At 70.5% G+C, this 25,549-nt stretch carries 21 protein-coding genes; 10 read left to right on the plus strand and 11 right to left on the minus strand.

What is annotated here, in order from left to right; all coding sequences use genetic code 11:
- Positions 1 to 249: 249 nt before the first annotated feature.
- Positions 250 to 1,341 carry a DUF2865 domain-containing protein gene (locus ACLBYG_RS00005; RefSeq protein WP_447680203.1) on the minus strand — a complete coding sequence of 364 codons (1,092 nt, stop codon included), beginning with the start codon at positions 1,339 to 1,341 and terminating at the stop codon, positions 250 to 252.
- A 160-nt stretch (positions 1,342 to 1,501) separates the two neighbouring features.
- Between ACLBYG_RS00005 and ACLBYG_RS00010 the strand changes: the two genes are divergently transcribed.
- On the plus strand, positions 1,502 to 2,014 hold the full coding sequence (locus ACLBYG_RS00010; RefSeq protein ID WP_020092910.1) for a CreA family protein: 513 nt from the start codon (positions 1,502 to 1,504) through the stop codon (positions 2,012 to 2,014).
- Between the two features lie 62 nt (positions 2,015 to 2,076).
- Here the strand turns inward: ACLBYG_RS00010 and ACLBYG_RS00015 are convergent, their stop codons facing one another.
- Positions 2,077 to 2,424 (minus strand): hypothetical protein, encoded by a 348-nt coding sequence (locus tag ACLBYG_RS00015; protein ID WP_042672904.1) that lies wholly within the window; start codon positions 2,422 to 2,424, stop codon positions 2,077 to 2,079.
- Between the two features lie 310 nt (positions 2,425 to 2,734).
- On the opposite strand from ACLBYG_RS00015, the gene cysS reads away from it, so the two are divergent.
- Together cysS and ACLBYG_RS00025 are read left to right on the plus strand one after the other, a co-directional pair.
- Positions 2,735 to 4,132, plus strand: a complete 1,398-nt coding sequence (gene cysS / locus ACLBYG_RS00020; RefSeq protein ID WP_447680204.1) for a cysteine--tRNA ligase — start codon at positions 2,735 to 2,737, stop codon at positions 4,130 to 4,132.
- A gap of 119 nt (positions 4,133 to 4,251) precedes the next feature.
- Positions 4,252 to 5,043 (plus strand): trypsin-like serine protease, encoded by a 792-nt coding sequence (locus tag ACLBYG_RS00025; RefSeq protein ID WP_447680205.1) that lies wholly within the window; start codon positions 4,252 to 4,254, stop codon positions 5,041 to 5,043.
- 82 nt (positions 5,044 to 5,125) lie between these two features.
- Here ACLBYG_RS00025 and ctrA read toward each other — a convergent pair whose 3' ends face one another.
- Positions 5,126 to 5,827: a response regulator transcription factor CtrA gene (gene ctrA, locus ACLBYG_RS00030; RefSeq protein ID WP_010683835.1), complete on the minus strand. Its 702-nt coding sequence runs from the start codon at positions 5,825 to 5,827 to the stop codon at positions 5,126 to 5,128.
- A gap of 419 nt (positions 5,828 to 6,246) precedes the next feature.
- Here ctrA and fliI point away from each other — a divergent pair, with 419 nt between their 5' ends.
- The 3 genes from fliI (at position 6,247) to ACLBYG_RS00045 (ending at position 9,367) form a co-directional block, all read left to right on the plus strand.
- Positions 6,247 to 7,599, plus strand: coding sequence for a flagellar protein export ATPase FliI (fliI, locus tag ACLBYG_RS00035; protein WP_447680206.1), 1,353 nt, complete (start codon positions 6,247 to 6,249; stop codon positions 7,597 to 7,599).
- Positions 7,600 to 7,748: 149 nt separating this feature from the next.
- Positions 7,749 to 8,156, plus strand: a complete 408-nt coding sequence (gene fliJ, locus ACLBYG_RS00040; protein ID WP_012322462.1) for a flagellar export protein FliJ — start codon at positions 7,749 to 7,751, stop codon at positions 8,154 to 8,156.
- Between the two features lie 143 nt (positions 8,157 to 8,299).
- Positions 8,300 to 9,367, plus strand: a complete 1,068-nt coding sequence (locus ACLBYG_RS00045) for a lysylphosphatidylglycerol synthase domain-containing protein (RefSeq protein WP_020092903.1) — start codon at positions 8,300 to 8,302, stop codon at positions 9,365 to 9,367.
- 187 nt (positions 9,368 to 9,554) lie between these two features.
- Here ACLBYG_RS00045 and flhA read toward each other — a convergent pair whose 3' ends face one another.
- Positions 9,555 to 11,702, minus strand: a complete 2,148-nt coding sequence (flhA, locus tag ACLBYG_RS00050) for a flagellar biosynthesis protein FlhA (RefSeq protein ID WP_447680207.1) — start codon at positions 11,700 to 11,702, stop codon at positions 9,555 to 9,557.
- A gap of 237 nt (positions 11,703 to 11,939) precedes the next feature.
- On the opposite strand from flhA, the gene ACLBYG_RS00055 reads away from it, so the two are divergent.
- Entirely contained in the window at positions 11,940 to 12,536 is a 597-nt protein-coding gene (locus ACLBYG_RS00055; RefSeq protein ID WP_020092901.1) for a hypothetical protein, read from the plus strand.
- A gap of 40 nt (positions 12,537 to 12,576) precedes the next feature.
- On the opposite strand, the gene ACLBYG_RS00060 is transcribed toward ACLBYG_RS00055, so the two are convergent.
- Both ACLBYG_RS00060 and ACLBYG_RS00065 read right to left on the minus strand, forming a co-directional pair.
- Entirely contained in the window at positions 12,577 to 13,818 is a 1,242-nt protein-coding gene (locus ACLBYG_RS00060) for a capsule biosynthesis protein (protein ID WP_091682051.1), read from the minus strand.
- A gap of 140 nt (positions 13,819 to 13,958) precedes the next feature.
- Complete coding sequence (locus ACLBYG_RS00065; protein ID WP_012322467.1) at positions 13,959 to 14,612, minus strand: ABC transporter ATP-binding protein; 654 nt, start codon at positions 14,610 to 14,612, stop codon at positions 13,959 to 13,961.
- A 395-nt stretch (positions 14,613 to 15,007) separates the two neighbouring features.
- Between ACLBYG_RS00065 and ACLBYG_RS00070 the strand changes: the two genes are divergently transcribed.
- From ACLBYG_RS00070 to ACLBYG_RS00080, 3 genes are all read left to right on the plus strand, one after another.
- Entirely contained in the window at positions 15,008 to 15,481 is a 474-nt protein-coding gene (locus ACLBYG_RS00070; protein ID WP_244534811.1) for a PAS domain-containing protein, read from the plus strand.
- Positions 15,482 to 15,536: 55 nt separating this feature from the next.
- Positions 15,537 to 16,787, plus strand: coding sequence for a formyl-CoA transferase (gene frc / locus ACLBYG_RS00075; protein WP_020092898.1), 1,251 nt, complete (start codon positions 15,537 to 15,539; stop codon positions 16,785 to 16,787).
- A gap of 84 nt (positions 16,788 to 16,871) precedes the next feature.
- Positions 16,872 to 18,050, plus strand: a complete 1,179-nt coding sequence (locus ACLBYG_RS00080) for an HPP family protein (protein WP_091925118.1) — start codon at positions 16,872 to 16,874, stop codon at positions 18,048 to 18,050.
- Between the two features lie 3 nt (positions 18,051 to 18,053).
- Here ACLBYG_RS00080 and ACLBYG_RS00085 read toward each other — a convergent pair whose 3' ends face one another.
- From ACLBYG_RS00085 to ACLBYG_RS00105, 5 genes are all read right to left on the minus strand, one after another.
- Positions 18,054 to 18,749 (minus strand): alpha/beta hydrolase, encoded by a 696-nt coding sequence (locus tag ACLBYG_RS00085; RefSeq protein ID WP_447680208.1) that lies wholly within the window; start codon positions 18,747 to 18,749, stop codon positions 18,054 to 18,056.
- Between the two features lie 280 nt (positions 18,750 to 19,029).
- A complete protein-coding gene (gene oxc, locus ACLBYG_RS00090) occupies positions 19,030 to 20,775 on the minus strand; it encodes an oxalyl-CoA decarboxylase (RefSeq protein WP_091980109.1) in 1,746 nt (581 codons plus the stop codon).
- A gap of 145 nt (positions 20,776 to 20,920) precedes the next feature.
- A complete protein-coding gene (gene oxlT / locus ACLBYG_RS00095) occupies positions 20,921 to 22,207 on the minus strand; it encodes an oxalate/formate MFS antiporter (protein ID WP_447680209.1) in 1,287 nt (428 codons plus the stop codon).
- Positions 22,208 to 22,342: 135 nt separating this feature from the next.
- Entirely contained in the window at positions 22,343 to 24,148 is a 1,806-nt protein-coding gene (locus ACLBYG_RS00100; RefSeq protein WP_447680671.1) for a hypothetical protein, read from the minus strand.
- 174 nt (positions 24,149 to 24,322) lie between these two features.
- On the minus strand, positions 24,323 to 25,411 hold the full coding sequence (locus ACLBYG_RS00105) for a branched-chain amino acid aminotransferase (protein WP_020092892.1): 1,089 nt from the start codon (positions 25,409 to 25,411) through the stop codon (positions 24,323 to 24,325).
- Positions 25,412 to 25,549 lie beyond the last annotated feature (138 nt).

Below are 25,549 nucleotides of genomic sequence, written 5' to 3' on the forward strand. Positions count from 1 at the left end.
GGCCGCTCGGGGCGCGGGCCGCCGTGCGGGGGTTCGCCGCCGCGGGGGCCGCGCTCCTCCGGTCCGCCCTGCGCCACCTGGATCCGGCCCGGCGCGGCGTCTGCGAGCTGCACGAGCGTCAGGCCCGGCAGCACCGTGCCGGTGAGGAGGATCAGGCGGAGCAGGCGCATCGCGGTCTCGTGTCGGTTCAGGCCGAGCCGAACACCGGACGTCGCGTATGGTTCCGCGCCCGTCGGCGCGAAACCGGTCTCAGGGGGTGAGGCGCTGGGGCACCGCGATGACGTCGGGCGCGATGATGCGCACGGCAACGTGATCCGGCTTGGCCTCCGCGGCCTCCGCGGCCTTCGTGCCGTCGGCCGCGGCAGGCTGGACCTTCGCCGCATCGTCGCGGCCGGGTCCCGCGCCGCCCTTCGTGTCGACGCCCGCGCGGCCGGCGGCGTCGGCGGCGAGCTCCGCCGCGGTCCGGTCGGCCCGGCCGACGAGGGTCAGGCGCACCTTCGGCCGGGACAGGGCCTCGGCCTGCATCGGCGTGACGAAGATGTCGCCCTTGTGCCGGACCAGCATGCTCTCGGCCTTCACCAGAGACTGCGCCCAGGACTTGCCCTCCGGCTTGCAGGAGCAGTTCGGCACGAATTCCTTGCGGAATTTGAAGGCGTTGGCGAGGTTCGTGTAGGCCCGGCTGCCCTTCACCGTGGCGGCGTGCTTCAGGGCGTCGTCGCCGTACGGCATGGAATAGGCCTGCGCCTCGGTCCCCGGGCAGAGCGCCTGACACATCTCGTCGGCGCCGCCGCGGCCCTCTGGCAGGTTCTTCATCGGGAAGTAGCCGCCGTCGCAGGTCCGCACGCAGACCATCTGCGGGCCGCCCCGGCCGTAGGCCTCACCGGAGCCGGCATAGGCCTCGCGCGGCGGGCAGGTGGAGGCGACCAGCCCCTGGAGCTCCCGCTTCCGGGCGCCGCTGTCGTCGATCACGGCGCCACCGTAGGTAGCCTTGAGCGCGCGGATGCGCTGCTCCACCGCGCCGCACTGGGGCGGCCGGGTGTCGAAGAACAGGAACTTGCCGCCCTCGCAGTTCAGGCCGCGGAAATAGGCTTCGAGCCGACCGATCTCGTCGTTGAGCGCGCGCGTCGTGCTGGCGCCGCTCTGGAGCGAGGCCAGCTCCGCCCGGTAGCGCCGGCACTGCGGCGACGGCAGCTGCGGCGCCGGCCGCACCTCGGCGGGCGCCGGGGCGGGCGCGGTCTCCTGCGCGCTGGCGGAGGTCGCGAGCGGAGAGGACAGTCCGAGGGCTATGGCCGCGCTCAGGATGAGGCGGCCCAGCGTACGGACGATCGGGCGGTGAGGCATAGGCTGCATCGCGTTGATCGGGTGCGCGGCGATCCGGAGTATCCGGAGCCCGCGCGCATCCGCGCTTCGGGACGGAAGCGGGGCCATTCTACGCCCCCTCGCAAGACCGCGACACCCCTCCTACATCCGGCCCGCAAGCGTGAGGGGGAATTGACCGGCGATGTTGTTTCGGAGTCTCACCTATGTTGGGCTTCTCGCACTGGGCCTGGCGGCGGCCGGTCCGGCCGCGGCGCAGGAGCCGGACCGGATCTTCGACAAGTCGACGGTCTGGCGCCCGCTGACGCCCAACGACAAGCTCGTGGTCTACGGCGTCGACGATCCGGCGGTCTCGGGCGTGTCGTGCTGGTACACCCAGCCCGAGAAGGGCGGGATCAAGGGTACGCTGGGCCTGGCCGAGGATGTCTCGGACATCTCGCTGGCCTGCCGGCAGACCGGGCCGATCGCCTTCAAGGGCAAGCTCAGCCAGGGCGAGGTGGTGTTCAGCGAGCGCCGGTCGCTGATCTTCAAGTCGATGCAGATCGTCCGCGGCTGCGACGCGAAGCGCAACACGCTGATCTACATGGTCTACTCGGACAAGGTCATTCAGGGCTCGCCGAAGAACTCGACCTCGGCGGTGCCGCTGGCGCCCTGGGGCACCGAACCGGCGCAGAAATGCGCCGACTTCATGAAGTGAGCGGCACCCGGTGACGCGAGCTTTCCGCGCGGCGGCCCGGCGACGGGCCGTCCGCGGCCGGCTCAGTCCTGGCAGGTGATCCGGATCGGGCGCTCGGACGGCGCCGGGACCGGCTGGCTGATCGCGCCGGTATACTCGTCGGCGGCGGCGACGCCGTAGGAGTTCGCCGCGGCGTAGCCCTGGGCCTCGCACCACGCGTTGGCGACCACCTGGCCGCAGGCGCTGCCCGGCGTCGTCAGGCACTCGCCGACGCCGTAGCCGTCGCTCGACGGGATCAGGAAGGTCTTCTCGACACGGGCCGGCGCCTTCGCGGGCGTCTCGCCGTCGGTGCCGGCCAGCGCGGCGTGGGTCAGGCCCGCGCAGGCGAGAACGGTGGCGAGAGCGAGGGAACCAACGGCCGAGCGTCGCATGGATTGTCCTTGGGCACAGGATCTGTGGCGTGAGGATCGTGGCCCGGACGGTCCGACGGCGCGGTTAAGGAAGCCTTACCCGCATGGCGCGCAAGCCATCTCGAATTCCTCACGCTTTTGGGTTAGCCCCATCGCGCGGGCCGCGCCGTCGCCGCGATGCAACAGGGTGCCGTGCCGGGGCTGGCCGATCCGCCACGTTTCGGCCGCTCTTCGCCGCGCGGGGCCCTCAGGTCGTTGAAGGCAGGGCCGGATTTCCGGCCACGGCTCCGGGCCGGACCTCATTCCCGGCGCCGGAGAAGGGATGGGTTTCATGGCGCCGATGTTGCGGCTCTACAACACGCTCACCGGCGCCAAGGAGGCGTTCGCGCCGATCGACCCGCAGCATGTCCGCGTCTACGCCTGCGGCCCGACGGTCTACGACGCCGCCCATATCGGCAACGCCCGGCCGATCATCGTCTTCGACCTGCTGTTCCGCCTGCTGCGCCACCTCTACGGGCCGGAGCACGTCACCTACGCGCGCAACGTCACGGACGTGGACGACAAGATCAACGCCCGGGCGGCAGAGCGCGGCATCACCATCCGCGAACTCACCGACGGGACGCTGGCGCAGTTCCACCGCGACGTGCGTGACCTCGGCGTGCTCATGCCGGAAGACGTGAACGTGCCGGGCGCGCGAGCCCGCTTCGTCGAGCCCCGCGCCACCGACCACATCGCCGAGATGGTGACGATGATCGAGGCCCTGGTCCGGGCCGGCCACGCCTATGTGGCGGAGGACCACGTGCTGTTCGACGTCCCCTCGATGCCGGATTACGGCGGCCTGTCGAAGCGGCCCCTCGACGAGATGGAGGCGGGGGCCCGGGTCGAGGTCGCTCCCTACAAGCGCTCGCCCCTCGACTTCGTCCTGTGGAAGCCCGCCAAGCCCGGCGAGCCGTCCTGGCCGTCGCCGGCCGGCATCGCCGCCGCCGGCCGCCCGGGCTGGCACATCGAGTGCTCGGCCATGTCGGCCAAGCATCTCGGCAGGACCTTCGACATCCACGCGGGCGGCATCGACCTGATCTTCCCGCATCACGAGAACGAGGTGGCGCAGTCCCGCTGCTGCTTCGGCACGCCGGTGATGGCCAACGTCTGGCTGCACAACGGCTTCCTCCAGGTGGAGGGGGAGAAGATGTCGAAGTCGCTCGGCAACTTCATCACCATCCGCGACGTCCTGAAGGACTGGCCGGGCGAGGTCGTGCGCCTCACCATGCTCAAGACCCAGTACCGGCAGCCGATCGACTGGACCCTGCGCGGCCTCGAGGAATCGGCCCGCGTGCTCGACCGCTGGTACAACGCCGCCGGGGACGCGCCCGCCGCGCCCGACATCCCCGTCGGGGTCGTCGAGGCGCTCTGCGACGACCTCAACACGCCGGCGGCGATCAACGAGCTGCACCGGCTCGGGAGCGGTGCGGAGGCGCAGCCCGGTGCGCTCCGCGCCGGCGCGAACCTGCTGGGCTTCCTCGCGCGCACCCGCAGCGACCGCGAGCAGGATCAGGTCGCGGCGTCCGGGGTCGACGTCGCGGCGGTCGAGGCGCTGATCGCCGAGCGCCGGGCGGCGCGGGCCGCCAAGGACTGGGCCGCCTCGGATCGGGCGCGCGACGCCCTCGCGGCCATGGGCGTCGCCGTGAAGGACAACAAGGACGGCACCACGACCTGGACGGTGGCGCGCTGATCGCCGAGGCGGCCGTCGATGACACGGACGTGACGGCGGCCGCGTCCTCGCGCCCGCTTGCGCGGCGCGGCGCGGGCGGCATCTGTGGTCCGGGGGCTCGCGGCGGAGATGAGCAGCACGTGACCAGCTTCGGGACCAGCTTCGGGACGACCTTCCGGACCATCGGGGCGCGACGCGCCGCCGCCGCGTCGGCGCTCACCCTCGGTCTGGGCCTGTCGGGCCCGGCCGCCGCGATCGACGGCGGCTCGGCCGCCGGCCGGGATGCCCTGGCGCAGGCCACCGTGGCGATCGGCACGATCACCCAGCCCGAGGAGGCGCTGAAGCTGACCCGCTGCACCGGCGTGCTCATCGCGCCGGATCTCGTGCTCACCGCGGCCCATTGCGTGAACGGCGATCCGCTCGGCGCGCTGGTCGTGTTCTTCCGGGGCAGCGAGCCGGCGCGGCCGGTCTACGGGGCGCGGGTCGCCGCCCGCTACAGCCCCGATCCGGGAGAGATGCTGCCGAACGAGGCGTCGGGCGTCAGCCTCTCCGACCTCTCCCTCGACCTCGCGGTCCTGCGCCTGACCGAGCCGGTGCGCGACCGGCGGCCGGTGCCGCTGGCGGCGGATCCCGGCCGGGTCCCCAAAAGCCTGCGCATCGCCGGCGCCGGCCTCTCCGGTCGGACCGTCGGGCGCCTGCGCACGGCCACGCTGACGCCGGTGGCGGCGAGCAGCACCGGGCTGACCATCGCGCGGGCCAACGGTGCCCGGGTCTGCTTCGGCGATTCCGGCGGCCCGGTCGTCGCGCAGGATCGCCGCGGCACCTACATCTGGGGCGTGGCCAGCGCGGTGATCAGCCGGGCCGCGCCCTGCGGCGGCTACGTGGTGATCGCGCCCGCCGCGCAGGTCTTCTCGGCCACCGGGACGCGGTGAGGGCTGCGGATATCGCCGGAACGCGAAAACCCCGCGCGGCCGGACCGCGCGGGGTTTTTCAGGAGACGGTGCGACCGGCGGGTCAGACCGCCATGCGCTCCTCGCCGTCCATCGGCTCGCGCAGCACGTAGCCGCGGCCCCAGACGGTCTCGATGTAGTTCTTGCCCTGGCTGGCGTTGGCGAGCTTCTTGCGCAGCTTGCAGATGAAGACGTCGATGATCTTCAGCTCGGGCTCGTCCATGCCGCCGTAGAGATGGTTCAGGAACATCTCCTTGGTGAGCGTCGTGCCCTTCCGGAGCGAGAGGAGTTCCAGCATCTGGTACTCCTTGCCGGTGAGGTGCACCCGGGCGCCGCCGACCTCGACGGTCTTCTGATCGAGGTTCACGATCAGGTCGCCGGTGGTGATGACCGACTGGGCGTGGCCCTTCGAGCGGCGCACGATGGCGTGGATGCGCGCCACCAGCTCGTCCTTGTGGAACGGCTTGGTGAGGTAGTCGTCGGCGCCGAAGCCGAGACCCTTCACCTTGTCCTCGATGCCGGCCATGCCGGAGAGGATCAGGATCGGGGTCTTCACCTTCGCCACGCGCAGCGAGCGGAGCACCTCGTAGCCCGACATGTCGGGCAGGTTCAGATCGAGGAGGATGATGTCGTAATCGTACAGCTTACCGAGATCGACACCCTCTTCCCCGAGGTCGGTGGTGTAGGTGTTGAAGTTCTCGGACTTGAGCATCAGCTCGATGCTCTGCGCGGTCGCGCTGTCGTCCTCGATCAAAAGTACCCGCATCGTCGGTCCCCAGCCCCGCCGGCCGCATCAGCGCGCAGACACGTCCCAGCCTTCGCCCGCCACCGGCCTGTGGACGGGCGCTCCGTCGCTCTTGACGTGGAACGCTATGGATTAATCGTTAACAAAACCTGATTCCTGCCCGCAAGCGTCTCGTTCGAAGTTCCGCGAGCTTGACAGGAGAAACACCGTTCCTCCGGCCTCGCCCTCGGCCCCGATTCCGATCCGCCCTCGTCCAGGCCGCTCGCCCCCTTCGGCGTAAGTACTTCCTGCGCAACGATTCGATCCCCGGTGTTGTCCGTCGGACACACCGGGACGACTTCGTCGGGCGCGATTGTGGTCGCGACCCGGATCGAGCCGCTACGAGCCCGTGACCCGCAGTGTTAAGGAGGCCGGTAAACGAAGCGTTGAGAGCCAGGCCGATGACACAGGATCCGGCAAGATCCGTTGCTTCGCTCGCGTCGGCGCAGGCCGCCCTCGAGCGGATCGAGGTGCTGGAGACGTTCGGGCGGGTCGTGGCGATCCGCGGCCTGCTGGTGGAGGTCGCCGGACCTGTGGCCGCGATGCGACTCGGCGGCCGGGTCGATGTCGAGGGTGCCAACGGCCACGGGCTGGTGCCCTGCGAGGTCATCGGGTTCCAGGGCGATCGGGCGCTCGCGATGCCGTTCGGCTCGCTCGAGGGCGTGCGGCGCGGCTGCCCCGCCTATGTCCGCGACGAATCGGCCGGCGCGATCCGGCCCTCCGGCGCTTGGCTCGGCCGGGTGATTGACGCCCTCGGGCGGCCGGTCGACGGGCTGGGCCCCCTGGTGCAGGGGCCAGACGTCTACCACCTGCGCGCGGACCCGCCCCCCGCCCACGCCCGCACACGCGTCGGCGGACCGCTCGATCTGGGCGTCCGGTGCATCAACACCTTCCTGACCATGTGCGCGGGCCAGCGGATGGGCATCTTCGCCGGGTCCGGCGTCGGCAAGTCCGTGCTGCTGTCTATGCTGGCCCGCTACACGGCCGCCGACGTGGCGGTGATCGGCCTCGTGGGCGAGCGCGGCCGCGAGGTGCAGGAATTCCTCCAGGACGATCTGGGCGCTGCCGGACTCGCGCGCTCGGTGGTCGTGGTGGCGACCTCCGACGAGCCGGCCCTGATGCGCCGGAACGCGGCCTACGTGACCCTGTCGGTCGCCGAGCACTTCCGCGATCAGGGCGCCAAGGTCCTGTGCATGATCGACTCGATCACGCGCTTCGCCATGGCCCAGCGCGATATCGGCCTCGCTGCCGGCGAGCCGCCCACCGCCAAGGGCTACACGCCGACCGTCTTCTCGGAGCTGCCGCGCCTGCTCGAGCGCGCCGGTCCCGGGGTGGGGCAGGGCACGATCTCGGCCCTGTTCACCGTCCTGGTCGAGGGCGACGACCACAACGAGCCCGTGGCCGACGCCGTGCGGGGCATCCTCGACGGCCACATCGTCATGGAGCGCGCCATCGCGGAGCGCGGGCGCTACCCGGCGATCAACGTGCTGCGCTCGGTCTCGCGCACCATGCCGCGCTCCTGCGACCCGGCCTACCTCCCGGTCGTGCGGCGGGCGCGGCGGCTGCTGTCGACCTACGCCGACATGGAGGAGCTGATCCGGCTCGGCGCCTACCGGGCGGGCTCCTCCCAGGAGGTCGACGAGGCGGTCGCGCTCATGCCCGATCTTGAGGCTTTTCTGGGGCAGGGTAAGGAAGAAGCAACGTCCATCGGCGATGGTTACGCACGGCTCACCGAGATCGTCGGCAGGGCCTAGGCACCATGGGCCGGGGCGTTAACGCATCGGCGCGATCATGGTGCACGTGGGGGATCCGGGCGGGTTTGCCGTGGGCAGGCTCGCACACAGGCTCGGTCCGGGCACGATCCCGGGCGCGGCCTCAAGCGTTGCGTGGAGTGAGCGTCCTGATGAAATCGCGTGACACGCTGATCCGCCTGCGCCGCTTCCAGGTCGACGAGAAGCGCCGGCGCGTGACCCAGATCGAGATGATGATGGCCGACTTCCAGCGCATGGCGGTGGAGCTCGATCGCGAGGTCGCCGTCGAGGAGGCCCGGGCCGGAATCACCGACGTCGGTCACTTCGCCTACCCGACCTACGCCCGGGCCGCGGCGACGCGCCGGGACAACATGATCCAGTCCGCCCAGGCGCTCGAGGGCCAGCTCGCCGAGGCGAAGGCCGAGCTGGGCGAGGCGTTCGAGGAGCTCAAGAAGGTCGAGATCCTGAACGACCGCGAGCGGACCGCCGAGCGCGCTGCCGAATCGGCCCGCGATCAGGCCGCCATGGACGGGATCGGCCTCAACCGCGCCCGGGGCTGACGCGGCCCGTCGGACCGCTCGGCCGGCTTCCGCGGCACGAAACCGTCACGATCACCTGACAAGGGGGATCGCGGCGGCGCCATGCCGCTTGCAGCGCGTCGCGTGCCGGCGCATCAGGGGCTCTCCCCAGGGCGTCGGTGTTCATGAAGAAGATCAGCGAGTTCATCTGGCCCTTGATCGGCCTCGCGGCCGTCGTGATATCGGGCTACTTCCTCTACCAGGAATTGAAGACGACCTCGCTCGCGGCGATCTGGGCCGCGATCCTCGCGATCCCGCCCCACCGGATCCTGCTGGCGGCCCTGTCGACCCTGGTCGCCTACGCGGCGCTCGCCTGGTACGACCGGATCGCCCTGCTGCATCTGGGCGTGCGCCACATCTCGTGGCTCTTCGTCTCGCTCTGCTCGTTCACGACCTACGCGCTCTCGCACAATATCGGCGCCTCGGTCTTCTCGGGCGCCCTGGTCCGCTACCGGGCCTACACGGCCAAGGGCCTGACGGCGGCGCAGGTCGCCGTACTGGTGGCGCTCTGCTCGTTCACGTTCTTCCTCGGGACCGTCCTCCTCGGCGGCTTCACGCTGGTGGTCGATCCGAACCTGCTGACGCGCCTCGAGGGCAAGCTCCCGGGCTTCCTCACCGATTCCAAGACCGCGCTGATCGTCGGCATCGGCATGCTGGGCTTCGTCGGCCTGTACGTGATCGGCTCGATCCTGCACCTGCGGCCGCTGCACATCCGGTCGTTCAAGCTCGAGTATCCCCGGCCCGGCATCATGGGGCGCCAGCTGCTCGCGGCGCCGCTGGAGCTCCTGGGCGCGGCGGGCATCATCTACTTCGCCCTGCCGGAGGCGATGAACCCGGGCTTCATCCCGGTCCTGGCGATCTTCCTGGCCTCCTTCTCGGTGGCGCTGGCCTCGCACGCGCCGGGCGGACTCGGCGTGTTCGAGATCGTGTTCATCACCGCGATGCACATCACCGACGAGGCGCAGAAGGACGCGATCATCGCGGCGGTGATCATCTTCCGGATCTTCTACTTCTGGCTTCCGGCCTTGGTCTCGGTGATCGTGGTGATCGCCTTCGAGCGCTCGCGGCTGGCCGCGGCGATCGGCTCGGCCGCGCACGGGCCCAAGGCGGCCGCCGTGCCGGAGCCGCCCGTCGTCGTTCCCGGGCTCGACGCGCATGAGCTGGAGCGGGAGCTCAAGCAGAAAGCGATCTGAGGGCCTGACCGCCGTCTCGACGCGGGGGTGACGCCGCCGCCTTGGCCCCCGCGCGCCACACCGCGAAACCCGGGATCGCTTCGCCGCGCGCTTCGTCTGCGCGCGGCGCGCGCCGATCCCGTGATTGCTCCCTCGGCCCGTGCGCCGGCACGAGTCTGCCCACGCCGGTGTCGCGGCCCCTGGGTCCTCAGATCGAGTTCACCGTCCGCAGCCGCGCCCGCGGGTGGATCTCCGCTTGGCTCATCACCGGCGTCTCGCGGCGGAAGCGCTCGATGATCGAGCGCACGAAGGGCCGCGTCTGGGCGGAGGTGACGAGCACCGGCATCTCGCCCTGGCGCGCCGCCGTCTCGAAGCGGTCGCGCACGGTGTTGACGAACTCGCTGAGCTTCGAGGGCTGCATCGCGAGGTAGCGCTCCTCGCGCTCGCCGACGATCGACTCCATGAACGCCTGCTCCCAGGCCGGCGACAGGGTGATGATCGGCAGCATGCCGTTCGGGTCCTGGTACTGCGCGCAGATCTGCCGACCGAGGCGCGCCCGGACGTGCTCGACCACGTCGCGGGGATTCTTCACGGCGCCCGCCACCTCGGCGATCGCCTCCACGATCGCCCCGAGATCGCGGATCGAGACCCGCTCGGCGAGCAGGAACTGCAGCACGCGCTGGATGCCGGTGGTGGAGATCTGCGACGGCACGATCTCCTTGAGCAGCTCGGCGTGCTCTTTGGGCAGCTCGCGCAGCAGCTTCGACACCTCGACGTGGTTGAGGAGCTCGGAGACGTGGGCTTTGATGATCTCGGTCAGGTGCGTCGACACGACGGTGGCGGCATCGACCACCGTGTAGCCCTTGAGCTGCGCTTGGTCGCGCAGGGCCGCGTCGATCCAGGTTGCCGGCAGGCCGAAAGTCGGCTCCAGCATGTGCTGTCCGGGCAGCTGGACCTGACCGCCCATCGGATCCATCGCCATGAACTGGCCCGGGAAGATCCGGCCGGTGCCCGCCTCGATCTCCTTGACCCGCACCACGTAGGCGTTGGCGTCGAGCTGGACGTTGTCGAGGATGCGCACCGACGGCATCACGAAGCCAAGTTCCGCGGCGAGCTGGCGGCGCAGGGCCTTGATCTGGTCGGTGAGCCGGTCCTGGCCCTCGCCGTTGACCAGGGCGAGGAGCGCGTAGCCCATCTCGAGCTTGAGGTCGTCGAGCTTCAGCAGGTCGGTGACCGTCTCCTCCTTGGCGGCGCTCGCCGCGGCGACCGCGGACGCATCCATCGGGGCGCCCAGGGCGTCGAGCGGCGGCGCGAGCTTGGCGGTCTTGTTGATGCGCCACGCCGCGTAGCCGGCGCCGCCGCCCAGCAGGACGAAGGGCAGCATCGGCATGCCGGGCAGGAGGGCGATCAGCAGCATCACCCCGGCCGACATGCCCAGCGCCTTGGGATAATGCGCGAGCTGCTTGCCGAGCGCCTTGTCGGCGGCGCCGCGCACGCCGGCCTTCGAGACCAGCAGGCCTGCCGCCGTCGACACGATCAGCGCCGGAACCTGGCTCGCGAGGCCGTCGCCGATGGTCAGCAGGGTGTAGCTCTTGGCGGCCTCGCCGAAGCTCAGGCCCTGCTGCGCCACCCCGATGATGATGCCGCCGACCACGTTGATGAAGGTGATCAGCAGGGCCGCCACCGCGTCGCCGCGGACGAACTTCGAGGCACCGTCCATGGCGCCGAAGAAGGAGGATTCTTCCTCGAGCGCCGCGCGCCGCGCCTTCGCCGTCTTCTCGTCGATCAGGCCGGCCGACAGGTCGGCGTCGATGGCCATCTGCTTGCCGGGCATCGCGTCGAGGGTGAAGCGGGCCGCGACCTCGGCGATGCGGCCCGAGCCCTTCGTGATCACCACGAAGTTCACGATGATCAGGATGGCGAACACGATGATCCCGATGACGAAGTTGCCGCCCATCACGAAGTGGCCGAAGGCCTCGATGACGTGCCCGGCCGCCGCCGTGCCCTCGTGCCCGTGCCCGAGGATCAGGCGCGTCGAGGCGAGGTTGAGGGCGAGCCGCAACATCGTGGCGATGAGCAGCAGCGTCGGGAAGACGGTGAATTCCAGCGGGTTGTCGATCGACAGGCCGGTCATCATGATCAGGACCGACAGGATGATCGACACGGCCAGCAGCAGGTCGAGCAGGATCGCCGGCAACGGGAAGATGAGGACCGCCAGGATCCCCAGCACGCCGGTCGCGAACAGCAGGTCCGACCGCTTCGACAGCGCCTGGAGATCGCCGCGCGTCGGCAGCGCGAGCTGGCCGAGGACGGCCGCCGCTCCTGTCTGTGCCGGCGCGCTCGCCGTCTCTGCCATCGCTGCCATCCGCTGCCGTTCGCCCGGGACAGGCCCGGGACGTACCCGGCAAGATCTGCCGAGCGGATGGTTAGCGCGGCGTTAAGATGGGGCCGGCGCTCGCGGGAACCCGGGCCGTCGCGATCGCTTGATCGGTCGGCGAGAGCGTCGATCCGGCATCCGACCGCGCCCGCGTCCGGGCCGCCCGCGCCGCCGCCACGTCTCCGGGCCCAGGCCCGGACATACCGGGAGAGCTCGATGGCCCTGCGCGCCCTGACCGCCCTGTTCGACGATTACGACGCCGCCGCGGGGGCGGTGGACCGGCTGGAGGCCGCCGGCATCCCCCACGCGGACATCAGCATCATCGCGAATCGCAACGAGCCCGCGGTCCCGCCGCGGGCGCCCGGGACCGCCGTTCCCCGACCGGTGGACGCGGCGGATTCCGCCGGCACCGGAGCCACGGTCGGCACGGTCCTGGGCGGCGGCGCCGGCCTGCTCGCTGGGCTGGGCCTCCTGGCGATCCCGGGGCTCGGGCCGGTGGCGGCGGCGGGCTGGCTCGTCGCCACCGTGACGGGCGCCGGCGTGGGCGCCGCGGCCGGCGGCCTGATCGGCGGTTTGACCGCGGCGGGCCTCAGCGCCGACGAGGCCGAGACCTACGCCGAGGGCGTGCGTCGCGGCGGTACCCTGGTGACGGTGCGCGCCGACGAGTCCCGGGCCGAGCGCGTCCTGTCCATTCTCGACCAGGCGGGGTCGATCGATCTCGACCAGCGCGCCGAGGGCTGGCGCGCCCAGGGCTGGACCGGCGGCACCATCGGCCCGGCGGCGGACGACCGGGGCACCGGGGCCGGCCGCTGAGGATACCGGACCGTCCCGGGCGAACCCGGCGGGACGCGCGTCAGGTCATCATCTTCCGGGCGAACATCGCGGCGCCGAACAGGACGCCGGCGCCCGCGGTGATCAACGCGATCATCAGGAGCCGCCGCGGTTCGGTAGAGGATTCGGCCTTCACCGGCTCGACGATCGGGCTGAAGAACTCGATCTGCCGGGCCGCGATGATGCGCGCGCGCTCGTGGGCGGTCAGCACCTGCTGATAGTACTTCTCGGCGTTCTTGCGGTCGTTCTCCAGGACCTCGAACTTGGTCAGCGCGTCGGAGAGCAGGCGCTTCTGCTCCGGATCCTGGCTGGCGGATTGCCGCTCGATCCGGGCGATGTTGTCGTCGAGGTCCTTCATCTGCTGCTTGATGTCGATGATCCGGCGGGCGTCGGGACCGAGGTCCCGCTGCCCGATCGCGAGCTGGAGCGCGAGGTTGATCCGCGAGGCCCGCATCTCGGCGATCATCTTGACGTTGATGTCGTTCGTCTTCTGCGCGTCGAGCACGCCCTCGCGGTTGCGGAGGTCGCGCGTCGCGAGGCGGATCTTGGTCATGCGCTCCTCGGCGAGCCGCAGCTCCCGCGTGCTCTCGGCGACGGCATCCTCGCGCGACTTGACGCTGAGGTCGTTCACCTTGCGCTCGGCCTCCTTCATGATGGCCTTGGCGATGGCGAGGGATTCCTGGGGATCGAAGGCCTCGACCTCCACCGACAAGATGCCGGATCCGGCCTCGACCTCGACGCCGACGCGCCGCTTCCAGTAGCGGACGAACTTCTCGATCGGCTTCTCCGGATCGAACCGCGAGAAGTAGTCGATGGACTCGTTGCTGAACCACTGGCGCAGCGGAAGCTGCGCCTCGAGGAGCTCCAGCATCGGACGGCTGAGGATGAACTCGCGCGTGATCAGCGTGTCCTGCGCCACCATCTGGTTCGCCGTGCCGGAATTCGTCCCGCCGGTCTCCGAGGACGTCTTCTCGGCGGAGCCGATGGCCGGCCGGATCGCGAATCGCGCCTCGCTGACGTAGCGGTCCGAGGCGATCAGGCCGTAATAGGCCGCCCCGGCGAGCGTCGGCAGCAGGAAGCAGACGACGAACAGGATCGGGATCCAGGGATCGTTCTTGGCGTCGGCCTGAAAGGACCGGATGCCCTTCTTGCGGTCGGCGAAGCGCGACATGCGCGCGATCTGCCGCAGCGACTCGCTCACTGCCTGCTGGCGGTCCGCGGGCGTGACCGGCTGCCCCTCGGCCTTCCGGATCTCCATGTTCATGGCCTGATTCCCGGCCTCCCCGGCCTCGAAGGTCGACCCGTTACCGGGATCCCGCGCGCGCCGCACCCGGCGTCGCGACCGTCTCTCGCACGGCGAGGCGGCAAAAGCATGTCGTCGCGGTCCGGCCGCCGCCGGCGCGGTCAGGCGTTGAGACGCCGGTACACCTCGATCGCGTCGTTCACGTCCTCGTAGATGATCGCGCGACCGTTCAGCAGGACCAATCCCTGCGTGCACCACTGCCGGATGGTCTCCATGGAGTGCGAGACCATGATGATGTCGGCGTTCTTCCGGCGCTGCGAGAAGACCTCGTCGCAGCGCTTCGAGAACCGCGCGTCGCCGACCGAGGTGATCTCGTCGATCAGGTAGCAGTCGAACGGGATCGCCATGCTCATGCCGAAGGCGAGCCGCGCGCCCATGCCCGACGAGTACGTGTAGATCGGCACGTCGAGGTAGCTTCCGAGTTCGGAGAAGTCCTCGACGAAATCGAGCACCTTCCGCGGGTCCTCGCCGTAGATGCGCGCCACGAAGGTGACGTTGTCGCGCCCGGTCATCTTGGGATGGAAGCCGCCGGCGAAGCCGAGGGGCCACGAGACCCTGAGGCCGCGGTGGATCCGGCCGCGCGTCGCGTCCTCGGTGCCGGCGATCAGCCGCATCGTGGTGGATTTTCCGGCGCCGTTGATGCCGAGGATGCCGTAAGACACGCCCGGCTTCAGGGTGAACGACACCTGTTCCAGGATGGTCCGCCGGTGGCCTTCCGTCCGGTAGACCTTGCTGACTTTCTCGAAACGGATCACCGAAATGGTCTCCCGGGCGGTGTGCCGAACCGCCGGTCCGAGCTGCCTGACGGGCCGAGTCCTGCTCGCCGAAAGCGGCAAATCTGAGAAGGACATGAGCGCCTTGCCGCGTCGCGCGGCGGCGGTCGAACGGCGCGCGTCGGCAGATGGCTTCGCCCGGAAAGCTCCACCGGTCGCTTGAAGAAAAGTGCCACCTGTCACCCCGTCGGTTGACGCCATTCTCCATTTGGCATACCAAATACCAACCGAAGAGGGCGGGTGACAGCCCTTCAAGGATGCGGGACCGGAATTTTACCGCCGTTTCCGCGCGTGACGTTCAGGAAGGGCCGCCCCATGACAAGGCGCCGGACTGCCGCGATCCACCTCTCATCCGCGCCGCCGACCGGGTGGCGCCCATGACGGCGACCGGGCCGACCCTGGCCGCGCCCGGTTCCCACGAAATTCACGGTCTGGCCGAGGCGATCGGCGACGCGGTGGTGGTGTCCGATCCGGACGGCGCCATCACGGTCTGGAACCCGGCCGCGGAGCGCATCTTCGGCTTCACCGCCGCCGAGGCCCTGGGCCAGACCCTCGATCTGATCACACCCGAGCGGCACCGACGCCGCCACTGGGACGGCTACGCCAAGACCATGCGCACCGGCGTCACCCGCTACGGGGCAGAGACCCTGAGGGTGCCGGCGCTCCACAAGGACGGCCGCCAGCTCTCCATCGCCTTCACGGTGGGGATGGTGCGAGACGCCTCCGACCGGGTGACCGGGATCGTCGCCGTGATCCGCGACGAGACCGAGCGCTGGGCCGAGGAGAAGCGCCTGCGCCAGCGCGTCGCCGAACTCGAAGCTTCCTCGGATCCGGCCCGTCGGGCGCCTTGAGCCCACCGGACGATCCGAAGGACCCGATCACCGAACCGCACAGGGAGAACGCCCAATGAGCAAGCCGCTGGAAGGCATCAAGATCATCGACTTCACCCACGTCCAGGCCGGCCCGGCCTGCACGCAGCTCCTCGCCTGGTTCGGCGCCGACGTGATCAAGGTCGAGCGCCCCGGCGCCGGCGACGTGACCCGCACGCAGCTGCGCCACGTCGAGGACGCGGACGCGCTCTACTTCACGATGCTGAACTCCAACAAGCGCTCGCTCACCCTCGACACCAAGACCCAGGCCGGCAAGGAAGTCCTCGAGAAGCTCATCCAGGACTCCGACGTCATGGTCGAGAATTTCGGTCCCGGCGCCCTCGACCGGATGGGCTTCTCCTGGGCCCGCATCCAGGAGCTGAACCCGGGCATGATCCTCGCCTCGGTGAAGGGCTTCTCGGACGGCCACCACTACGAGGACCTGAAGGTCTACGAGAACGTCGCCCAGTGCGCGGGCGGTGCCGCCTCGACCACGGGCTTCTGGGACGGGCCGCCCACCGTCAGCGCCGCCGCGCTCGGTGACTCCAACACCGGCATGCACCTCGCCATCGGCATCCTCACGGCGCTCCACCAGAAGAACAAGACCGGCAAGGGCCAGAAGGTCGCCGTGTCGATGCAGGACTCGGTGATCAACCTCTGCCGCGTGAAGCTGCGCGACCAGCAGCGCCTCGACGCGCTCGGCTACCTCGAGGAGTACCCGCAGTACCCCCACGGCGAGTTCTCCGACGTGGTGCCGCGCGGCGGCAACGCGGGCGGCGGCGGCCAGCCGGGCTGGGTGCTGAAGTGCAAGGGCTGGGAGACCGACCCGAACGCTTACATCTACTTCACGATCCAGGGCCACGCCTGGGCGCCGATCTGCAAGGCGCTCGGCAAGGAGGAGTGGATCACCGACCCGGGCTACAACACGCCGCGGGCCCGCCAGGACAAGATCTTCGACATCTTCAAGACGATCGAGGAGTGGCTCGCCGACAAGACCAAGTTCGAGGCGGTCGACATCCTGCGCACCTACGACATCCCCTGCGCGCCGGTGCTGTCGATGAAGGAGATCGCCGAGGACAAGTCCCTGCGCGAGAGCGGCACCGTCGTCGAGGTGGCGCACCCGAAGCTCGGCAAGTACCTGACCGTCGGAAGCCCGATCAAGTTCTCCGACATGCAGGTCGAGGTGAAGGCGTCGCCGCTGCTCGGCGAGCACACCGATGAGGTGCTCGCAGACCTGGGTTACACCCAGGAGCAGATCCGGGCGATGCACGAGGCCCGCGCGGTCTGATAAGGACCGCCCGACCTCAGCGACCCTGAGACAGGACGGCGCTCCCCGGGGCGCCGTCCTTTTCACGTGCGAGCCCCGGATCCGATGCGCGCATTCCTCAGCCGTTTTCTGCCGGAGCTGACCCCGGTCAGCAAGCGCGAGCGCCTGCGCTCGGCGGCCGGTGCCCTCGTGGGCATCCTGGCGACCGGCTTCGTCTGCCGGGTCTCCGTCCCGGCCGAGGCCCTGCCGGTGCTGATCGCCCCGATGGGCGCCTCGGCGGTGCTGCTCTTCGCGGTGCCGGCGAGCCCCCTGGCGCAGCCCTGGTCGATCCTCGGCGGCAACATCGTGGCGGCGCTCGTCGGCGTCACGGCGGCGGCCTGGATCGGCGACCCGTTCGTGGCGGCGTCCTGCGCCATCGGGGTCGCGATCGCGCTGATGATGGCCCTGCGCTGCCTGCACCCGCCGAGCGGGGCCGTGGCGCTGACGGCGGTGCTCGGCGGCCCGGCGATCCGGGAGCTGGGCTACGGCTTCGTGCTGTGGCCGGTGGCGGTCAACTCGCTGCTGCTGCTGACCACCGCCCTGCTGTTCAACAACCTCACCGGGCGCGCCTACCCGCACCTGCGCCCGGCCGGGCCCCGGACGGCGGATCCGCCCTCGGACGCCCGGGTCGGCTTCCGGGCCTCGGACCTCGACGCCGCGCTGGAGGATTTCGACCAGCTCCTGGACGTCGATCGGGGCGACCTGGAGCAGATCCTGCGGCGCGTGCAGATGCGGGTCTACGGCCGCCGCTCGGGCCCGATCACCTGCGCGGCGATCATGTCGCGCGACGTGATCGCGGTGGCGCCGGACGCGCCGCTCTCCGAGGCCATGCGGCTGCTGCGCCGTCACCGCATCAAGGCGCTTCCGGTCACCGACGAGGGCGCGCGCGTCCTCGGCATCGTCACGCAGACCGACCTGCTCGACAAGGCCGCCTGGGACCGGAGCGGGCCGCGCCTCGGTCTCGGCCGACGCCTGCGCCTCACCGCCGAGCGCGGCCGCGCCCCCCACGGCTGCGCGGCCGACATCATGAGCGCGGTCGAGCCGGTCGGTCCCGACACGCCCGTGGCCGCCCTGGTGCCGCGGATGTCGGAGGCGGGGCTTCACCACCTGCCGGTGGTCGACGACGACGGCCGCCTGGTCGGAATCGTCTCGCAGACCGACCTGATCCCGGCGCTCCTGTCCGAGGCCGATGCGCCCGAGGCGCCGATCCGCGCCCGCGCGCCGGCCCGGGCTGCCCTGGCCTGACCCTCAGCGCCCGGCGGGCGGATCCGCCAGGAAGAACCTGACCGCCTGCGCCACCACGGCCGGCTGGTGGGCGTGCGGTCCGTCATACTCCACGTAGGTCACGGGGTAGCCGGCCTCGCGCAGGGCCGGCACGTGGACCCGGGCGCTCCGGTCGATCGGGATCTGCTCGTCCTGTGTGCCGTGCGACAGGAAGATGCGCGGCGCGCCGACCTGCAGGTGCACCGACAGGAACCCCGCCGACGAGACGATCAGGTGGCTCGCCACGTCGCCGTTCGCGAGCCCCGACGAGAGCGTGTAGCTGCCGCCGTCGGAATGGCCGGCGAAGCAGAGCCGCTGCGGATCGAGCAGGAACCGGTCGGCGACGTGACCCAGCGCCGCCGCGACGCGCTCCCGGTCGGGTCCGTGGCCGGCGATGACGATGTCCCAGGTCGGGAACAGGGATTGCGGCGCGAGGATCAGGAAGCGCTCGGTCCGGGCGTGCGCCTCCAGCATCGGCAGGATGCGCTCGGCGCTGCCGCCGCCGCCGTGGAACAGCACCACGAGCGGGCAGGGCCGGCGCGGATCGAGGCCCTCGGGGACCACCAGCACCGCGTCGCGCTCGGCGAAGAGGCCGAGGTCGTGCCGGCCCGGGGGGAGGGGCTCCTCGGTCGGGAGCCGGTGGCGGAAGTGCAGGCGGCCGGCGAGGTCGGGATCGATCATGGATGCACCGTCACCGAACGGATGACGGATCCGGCGCCGTCACTGCGGGCGCGGCGAAGCCATCCCCGCGCTCCGCGCGGAACTGGACCGCGCCGCCCCGGGCCGCTTCGCTTCGCTCGCGATGACGGTGCGGGGAAGGTCTCCCGGAGGCCGGGAGCTTCAGCGGAACACCGTCCCGCGCGGATCCGCGACGCCGTTCTCGTCAAGGCAGAGAGCCGGGCTCGACACGCGAGCCCGGCTTCGATGGTGTGGGATCAGAGATCTCGCGAGGGGCTCGCCCTCACTTCTTCTTCTTGATCCCGCTCTGCGGGTTGAGGCTGCCGATGTTGCCGCTCTCGCTGCCGGCCGCCGGGTCGATGACGGCGTTGACGAGGGCCGGGCGGCCCGAGTTCATCGCCTCGTTGACCGCGCGGGTCAGCTCGTCCGGCGTGGTGACGTGGTAGCCGACGCCGCCGAAGGCCTCCATCATCTTGTCGTAGCGGGAATCCGGCACGAACACCGTGGTGGCCGGGTCGCGGCCGGTCGGATCGGTGTCGGTACCGCGGTAGATGCCGTTGTTGTTGAACACCACGATGCAGACCGGCAAGCCGTACCGGCAGATCGTCTCGACCTCCATGCCGGAGAAGCCGAAGGCGCTGTCACCCTCGACGCAGAGCACCGGCTTGCCGGTCTCGACCGCGGCCGCGACGGCGAAGCCCATGCCGATGCCCATGATGCCCCAGGTGCCGACGTCCAGGCGCTTGCGCGGCTGGTACATGTCGATGATGCCGCGGGCGAGGTCGAGGGTGTTGGCGCCCTCGTTGACGAGGATCGCGTCCGGCCGCTCCTTGACGATGGTGCGCAGCGCGCCGAGCGCGGCGTGGAAGTTCATGGGCGAGGCGTTGCTCATGAGCTTCGGCGCCATCTTGGCGACGTTCGCCTCGCGCTTGGTCTTGAGCGTCTCGATCCAGTCGGACGGGGGCTGCTGCCAGCCCTGGCCCATGCCGTCGAGCAGCGCCTGCACGCAGGAGGCGATGTCGCCGACGACGGGCGCCACGATCTCGACGTTCGAGTCCATCTCGCGGGGCTCGATATCGATCTGGATGAACTTGGTCGAGCCCGGCTCGCCCCAGCTCTTGCCCTTGCCGTGCGACAGCAGCCAGTTCAGCCGGGCGCCGACCAGCAGCACCACGTCCGAGTCCTTCAGCGCCGTCGAGCGCGCCGCGCCGGCCGAGAGCGGGTGGGTATCGGGCAGGAGGCCCTTGGCCATGCTCATCGGCACGTAGGGAATGCCGCTGGTCTCCACGAGGGCGCGGATGGCGTCATCGGCCTGGGCGTAGGCGGCGCCCTTGCCGAGCACGATCAGCGGCCGCTTGGCGGATTTCAGGACCTCGAGCGCCCGGGCGATCGCCTCGGGAGCGGGGTGCTGGGCAGGCGCCGGATCGATCACCTTGACCAGAGACTTCTGGCCGGCCTCGGCGTCCATCACCTGGGAGAACAGCTTGGCGGGCAGGTCGAGGTAGACGCCGCCCGGGCGGCCCGAGCAGGCCGCGCGGATGGCGCGGGCGACGCCGATGCCGATATCGGCGGCGTGCAGCACCCGGAAGGCCGCCTTGCACAGTGGCTTGGCGATGGCGAGCTGGTCCATCTCCTCGTAGTCGCCCTGCTGCAGGTCGACGATCTCGCGCTCGGAGGAGCCCGAGATCAGGATCATCGGGAAGCAGTTGGTGGTGGCGTTCGCGAGGGCGGTCAGGCCGTTGAGGAAGCCCGGGGCCGAGACGGTGAGGCAGATGCCCGGCTTCTGGGTGAGGAAGCCCGCGATCGCCGCGGCGTTGCCGGCGTGCTGCTCGTGGCGGAACGAGATGACCCGCATCCCCTCGGCCTGGGCCATGCGCCCGAGATCGGTGATCGGGATGCCCGGGACACCGTAGATGGTGTCGATGCCGTTCAGCTTGAGCGCATCGATGACGAGGTGGAAGCCGTCGGTCAGATCGGGCTCGGCCTCGACCTCGGGGGTGCTGTGGACGATCTTGGCGACTGCGGTCATCACGGTATCTCCCGGAAGATCGGTTTGGACGGGCGGCGCTCGGCGCCGGCTGGCTGGGGATCCCCCGCACTCCCGAACAGGGGGAGGGCGGGGGATCCGGGAGGGTCGGGCGTCGCTTCCGCGACGCCGTGGGATGGGAGGCCGGTCAGGCCGCCCGGATCGGCCGGGCGCCGAGCGCCGCGGGCTGGTCCTCCGAGGCGAGGTAGCGGGCCCGCATCGGGCGCAGGACGAACATCGCCAGCGCCGCCGCCGTCACGTTGAGGACGATGATCAGCGTGAACACCGCCGACCAGCCGTAGGCCGCCGACAGGATGCTGGCGAAGGGGACGAGGAAGGCCGCGGTGCCCTTGGCGGTGTAGAGCAGACCGGCGTTGCTGGCGGCGTACTTGGAGCCGAACGTGTCGCCGCAGGTCGCCGGGAACAGCGAGTAGATCTCGCCGAACACACCGAAATACACCGCGGTGGCCAGGACGAAGACCATCGGGACGTGACCGTAGGTCAGCAGCACGATCACCGCGAGCGCCGCCGTCGAGAAGGCGATGAACATCGTGTTCTCGCGGCCGATGTTGTCGGAGACGTAGCCGAAGAACGGCCGGCCGAACCCGTCGAAGACCCGGTCGAGCGAGATCGCCAGCGTCAGCGCCGCCATCTGCAGGCCGAACAGGCTCACCGGTACGCCGGCCACCTGGAAGTCGTGGGCGATCGGGGCGATCTGCGCCGCCGCCATCAGGCCACCGGAGGCGACCATCACGAACATCACGTACATCACCCAGAAGACCGGGGTGCGCACCGCCTCGCGCGGGCTGCGGTCGACCTTGGTCTGCGGCAGGCGGGTCTTCTTGCGCTGGACCGGCGTGTTGGTCGACGGCTTGCGCAGCAGGAAGGCGAGGGCCAGCACCACGGCGCCCTGGCCGATGCCGAAGTACAGGAACGCGTCCTGATAGCCGCTCGACGCGATCATCTTGGCGATCGGCACCACCGTGATGGCGGCACCCGCGCCGAAGCCGGCCGCGGTGGCGCCGGCGGCGAGGCCGCGGCGATCTGGGAACCACTTGAGCGCGTTGCCCACGCAGGTGCCGTAGACCGAGCCCGCACCGATGCCGGCGACGACGGCGCCGAGATAGAGCATCGCCAGGCTGTCAGCGTAGGCGTTGATGGTCCACGCGAGGGCGATCATCACGCCGCCGAAGGCGACGACGATCTTCGGACCGTAGCGGTCGACGAACCACGCCTCGACCGGCACCAGCCAGGTCTCCGTGGCGACGAACAGCGTGAACGCGAGCTGGATCGCCGCGCGGCCCCAGTGGTAGCGCTGGTCGATCGGGTCCACGAACAGTGTCCAACCGTATTGTAGGTTGGCGATCATGGCCATGCAGATCACGCCGAAGGCGAGCTGCCACCATTTCGCCGACGGCGAATCCTGGCGTTCCATCCCTGAGCCTCTTCTCTTGGGCGGCGCGGCCTTGCTCTGGCGGCGTCTCTCGTGCACCGACGATCATGCACATCCGTTCTAGGTATGCAATATACCAGGGTGAGACGGACGGGATGAAGTGTCAGGGCGGCGATATTATTCCGTTTGCCCGGCCGGAGGAATCGGTCCCCAGGCACCGAGAGTCGGTGCCTCCGCGGGGCTCAGAATCTCGTCGAGGGCGGGGATCGAGGCCGGGTCGGCCGGGAAGCCGATGAGGGCGCAGGCGGCCTCCCAGTCGGGTCCCGACTTCACCGCCGCCAGGGTTCCCGGATCCAGCGCCGTGATCCGACCGCGGTCGAGACGCATGAAGGCCCGGCCGGTCTCGGCCTGAACGAAGCGGACGACCGCCATCCGGCGCAGGCATTCGCGCAGGAAGCTGGTGTTGGCGGAGGCCGAGAGGTCGGCGCCGTCGAACACCGCGTCGGGCCCGTGGGCGAAGATGTCGACCTTGCGGAAGCGGTCGATGTCGATCAGCCCCTTCACGTCGAGGATGTTGAGAATTCCGTCCGCCCAGAACGCGATGGTGCGCGGGCGCTCGCCGAGCGGGACGCTGTTGTCGAGGAACTCGCAGACCACCTGCTTGTCCCGTGCGAGCGCCCAGTTGAAGAACAGGCGCGGCATGCCGGTATAGGCCTCGACGTTGTGGGCCAGCAGGTCCTCGACGGCCTTGTAGCGGCCGAACAGCTCGCCGCGCTTCCAGGCGCGCTCCACGGTGTCGGCCGGAGGCGTGACCATGAACTGCATGTAGACGCGGTCGCCGAACCGGGTGAGCAACTGGCCGCCGCCGTCCGAGCCCGCGTCGGCCTGGAAGCTGTCGAACCGGAACCGGTCGATCAGCAGGTTCGAGATCCGCCGCTCCGCCGCCTTGCGGGTGACGTAGCGGTCGAGCTTCATGTCGATGATCTCGACCTCGTAGCCGGTCAGCGTCCCGGCGTACCGCGAAGCTTCGCCCAGGCTGTCGTAGTCGAGGAGGTACTTGCGCCAGACGTCGGGGGTGATCACCGCGAAGTCCGACCACGCCATGCCCAGCCGCCTGGCGAGGCCGAGCTGGTAGGGGCGGATCGTGCTCTTTCCGGACGCCGAGGCGCCCTTCACGTTCATCACCACCGGATGATCCTGCGGCGCCAGCCGCCGGTAGCGCTGCGCCTCGACGACGGCGTCGATCCAGGGCTCGATCTGCTCGCCGACGCGCCGGCTGCCGTAGCCGTTCGAGACCAGCGTCCCCGCGATGGTCCGCAGCAGCGCGGCGTCGCGGATGACCGCATTCTGCCGCGCGATGAGGCCCGACACCACGGCGCGCAGGGCCTCGCAGGCGGCCGTCTCCAGGGCGTCGCCGGTTTCGGCGGCGCGTCGCTGCCAGCTCTCGAGATGGCGCAGGGCCCGGGTCGCGAGATCCTCGCGCGGCGCCTGGACCGTCGGCGGGCGGCGCCCGAGCAGGCGGTCGAGCCAGCGCGGCTCTGGCGGCGGCGGGGGAGGTCTCTCCTCCAGGATGGCGGCGATCTCGCGGGCGAGCACCGCGTCGGCCTCGGCGCGGATCCGGTCAAGGGCGGACTCGACCTCGGCGAGGCGCGGCTCGATGCCCTCGCGCAGGATGGTCGCGACGATGGCGCGGAAGTTCACGCCGAGATCGGCGTAGACTTCGCCCACCGGCACGGAGAGATCCGACATTACCCGGATCAGGACCTCGTGGACGACGAGGCGCCCGGCCCGGAACCGGGTGAGCTGGCGGGCGGGCAGCCCGCAGAGGTCGCTCAGGTCCAGGGCGTCGCGGAGCGGCGTCTCGACGTGCTCCGGCCGGTAGACGGTCACGAGGGGCAGGAAGGCGGACGGCAGATCGGACCGGACGCCCGGGTTCCAGGGGCCGATGGGCGGCTCGGGAGAGTGGACCGACGCGTCCGTCACGCGCGCGGCAGCCGTATCCGTCACCGTGCGCTCCGCCGAAGACCGCCCGAGAAGTCCGCAACGCGCGCCGCGACCTCGGGACGAGGGCGAGGACCGGGCAGACGCCTGCCCGGTCCTCGCGGCGAACCCGGCAGTCCCGACCCCGACCACACGGCCGCGGGCGGACGCCGGCTCTCAGAAGATCTTCTGGAACCAGCCGTGGGCGTCATTGGAATTGCCCCGCTGGATGTCCACCAGCAGGCTCCGCAGCCGCTGGGCCACGGGGCCGGCCTTGCCGTTCCCGATGGTGAAGCTCTCCTCCCGGCCCTTCACGGTGCCGATCGGCGTGATCACCGCGGCAGTACCGCAGGCGAAGGCCTCGGTCAGGCGGCCCTCCCGCACGTCGGCGCGCCACGCGTCGATCGTGTAGGGCTCCTCCTTCACGGTCAGGCCCGCCTCCCGCGCCAGCGTGATCACCGAGTCGCGGGTGATGCCGGGCAGGATGCTGTCCGAGAGCGGCGGCGTCACCAGCGTGCCGTCCTCGAAGACGAAGAACACGTTCATGCCGCCGAGCTCCTCGACGTAGCGGCGCTCGGCCGCGTCGAGGAACACCACCTGCTCGCAGCCCTGGGACGCCGCCTCCGACTGCGCCGCGAGGCTCGCCGCGTAGTTGCCGCCGCACTTGGCTGCGCCCGTGCCGCCCGGGGCCGCGCGGGTGAAGTGCTCCGAGACCCACACCGTCACGGTGCCGGTCGGATCCTTGAAGTAGGAGCCGACGGCCGAGGCGATCGTCACAAACAGGTATTCCGAGGCCGGCTTGACACCCAGGAAGGCCTCGCTGGCGATCATGAACGGGCGCAGGTAGAGGCTGCCGTCCGGCGTGTCGGGGATCCAGGCGCGGTCGATCTCGACGAGCCTGCGCATCGCCTCGACGAAGGCGTCCTCCGGGAAGGGCGCCATCGCCATCCGCTCGGCGGAGCGGCGGAAGCGCAGGGCGTTGGCCTCCGGCCGGAACAGGGCCGCGCCGCCGTCCGCGGTGCGGTAGGCCTTCAGGCCCTCGAAGATCTCCTGCGCGTAGTGCAGCACCGCGGCGGCAGGATCGAGGGGGATGGCCTCGCGCGCCTGGATCCGCGCGTCGTGCCAGCCGCGGCCGGCGGTGTAGCGCGCCACCACCATGTGGTCTGTGAACACCTTGCCGAAGCCAGGATTCGCCATCAGCGCGGCCCGCTCCTCGGCGGTCCGCGGGGCCGGATGACTTTGGATCTCGAACGTCAGGTCGCTCACGGTGTGGTCCTCATCGACTGAGGCCCTTATGGCGCGCTCCGGCGCGCGAATCTACGGAGCCGGCGCATGACGGCGTCGCCGCACATGCGAGTCGCTCGCCGAGTCACTCGGCGTGTCACTCGGCGCGTCACTCGGCGC

The organism is Methylobacterium sp. D53M (genome assembly GCF_053345625.1).

Bases quoted from the DNA above. Each gene is read 5' to 3' on its own strand.
- ACLBYG_RS00005 (WP_447680203.1), bottom strand. From the start codon at position 1,341: ATGCCTCACCGCCCGATCGTCCGTACGCTGGGCCGCCTCATCCTGAGC.
- ACLBYG_RS00010 (WP_020092910.1), top strand. From the start codon at position 1,502: ATGTTGTTTCGGAGTCTCACCTATGTTGGGCTTCTCGCACTGGGCCTG.
- ACLBYG_RS00015 (WP_042672904.1), bottom strand. From the start codon at position 2,424: ATGCGACGCTCGGCCGTTGGTTCCCTCGCTCTCGCCACCGTTCTCGCC.
- cysS (WP_447680204.1), top strand. From the start codon at position 2,735: ATGGCGCCGATGTTGCGGCTCTACAACACGCTCACCGGCGCCAAGGAG.
- ctrA (WP_010683835.1), bottom strand. From the start codon at position 5,827: ATGCGGGTACTTTTGATCGAGGACGACAGCGCGACCGCGCAGAGCATC.
- fliI (WP_447680206.1), top strand. From the start codon at position 6,247: ATGACACAGGATCCGGCAAGATCCGTTGCTTCGCTCGCGTCGGCGCAG.
- fliJ (WP_012322462.1), top strand. From the start codon at position 7,749: ATGAAATCGCGTGACACGCTGATCCGCCTGCGCCGCTTCCAGGTCGAC.
- ACLBYG_RS00045 (WP_020092903.1), top strand. From the start codon at position 8,300: ATGAAGAAGATCAGCGAGTTCATCTGGCCCTTGATCGGCCTCGCGGCC.
- flhA (WP_447680207.1), bottom strand. From the start codon at position 11,702: ATGGCAGAGACGGCGAGCGCGCCGGCACAGACAGGAGCGGCGGCCGTC.
- ACLBYG_RS00055 (WP_020092901.1), top strand. From the start codon at position 11,940: ATGGCCCTGCGCGCCCTGACCGCCCTGTTCGACGATTACGACGCCGCC.
- ACLBYG_RS00060 (WP_091682051.1), bottom strand. From the start codon at position 13,818: ATGAACATGGAGATCCGGAAGGCCGAGGGGCAGCCGGTCACGCCCGCG.
- ACLBYG_RS00070 (WP_244534811.1), top strand. From the start codon at position 15,008: ATGACGGCGACCGGGCCGACCCTGGCCGCGCCCGGTTCCCACGAAATT.
- frc (WP_020092898.1), top strand. From the start codon at position 15,537: ATGAGCAAGCCGCTGGAAGGCATCAAGATCATCGACTTCACCCACGTC.
- ACLBYG_RS00080 (WP_091925118.1), top strand. From the start codon at position 16,872: ATGCGCGCATTCCTCAGCCGTTTTCTGCCGGAGCTGACCCCGGTCAGC.
- ACLBYG_RS00085 (WP_447680208.1), bottom strand. From the start codon at position 18,749: ATGATCGATCCCGACCTCGCCGGCCGCCTGCACTTCCGCCACCGGCTC.
- oxc (WP_091980109.1), bottom strand. From the start codon at position 20,775: ATGACCGCAGTCGCCAAGATCGTCCACAGCACCCCCGAGGTCGAGGCC.
- oxlT (WP_447680209.1), bottom strand. From the start codon at position 22,207: ATGGAACGCCAGGATTCGCCGTCGGCGAAATGGTGGCAGCTCGCCTTC.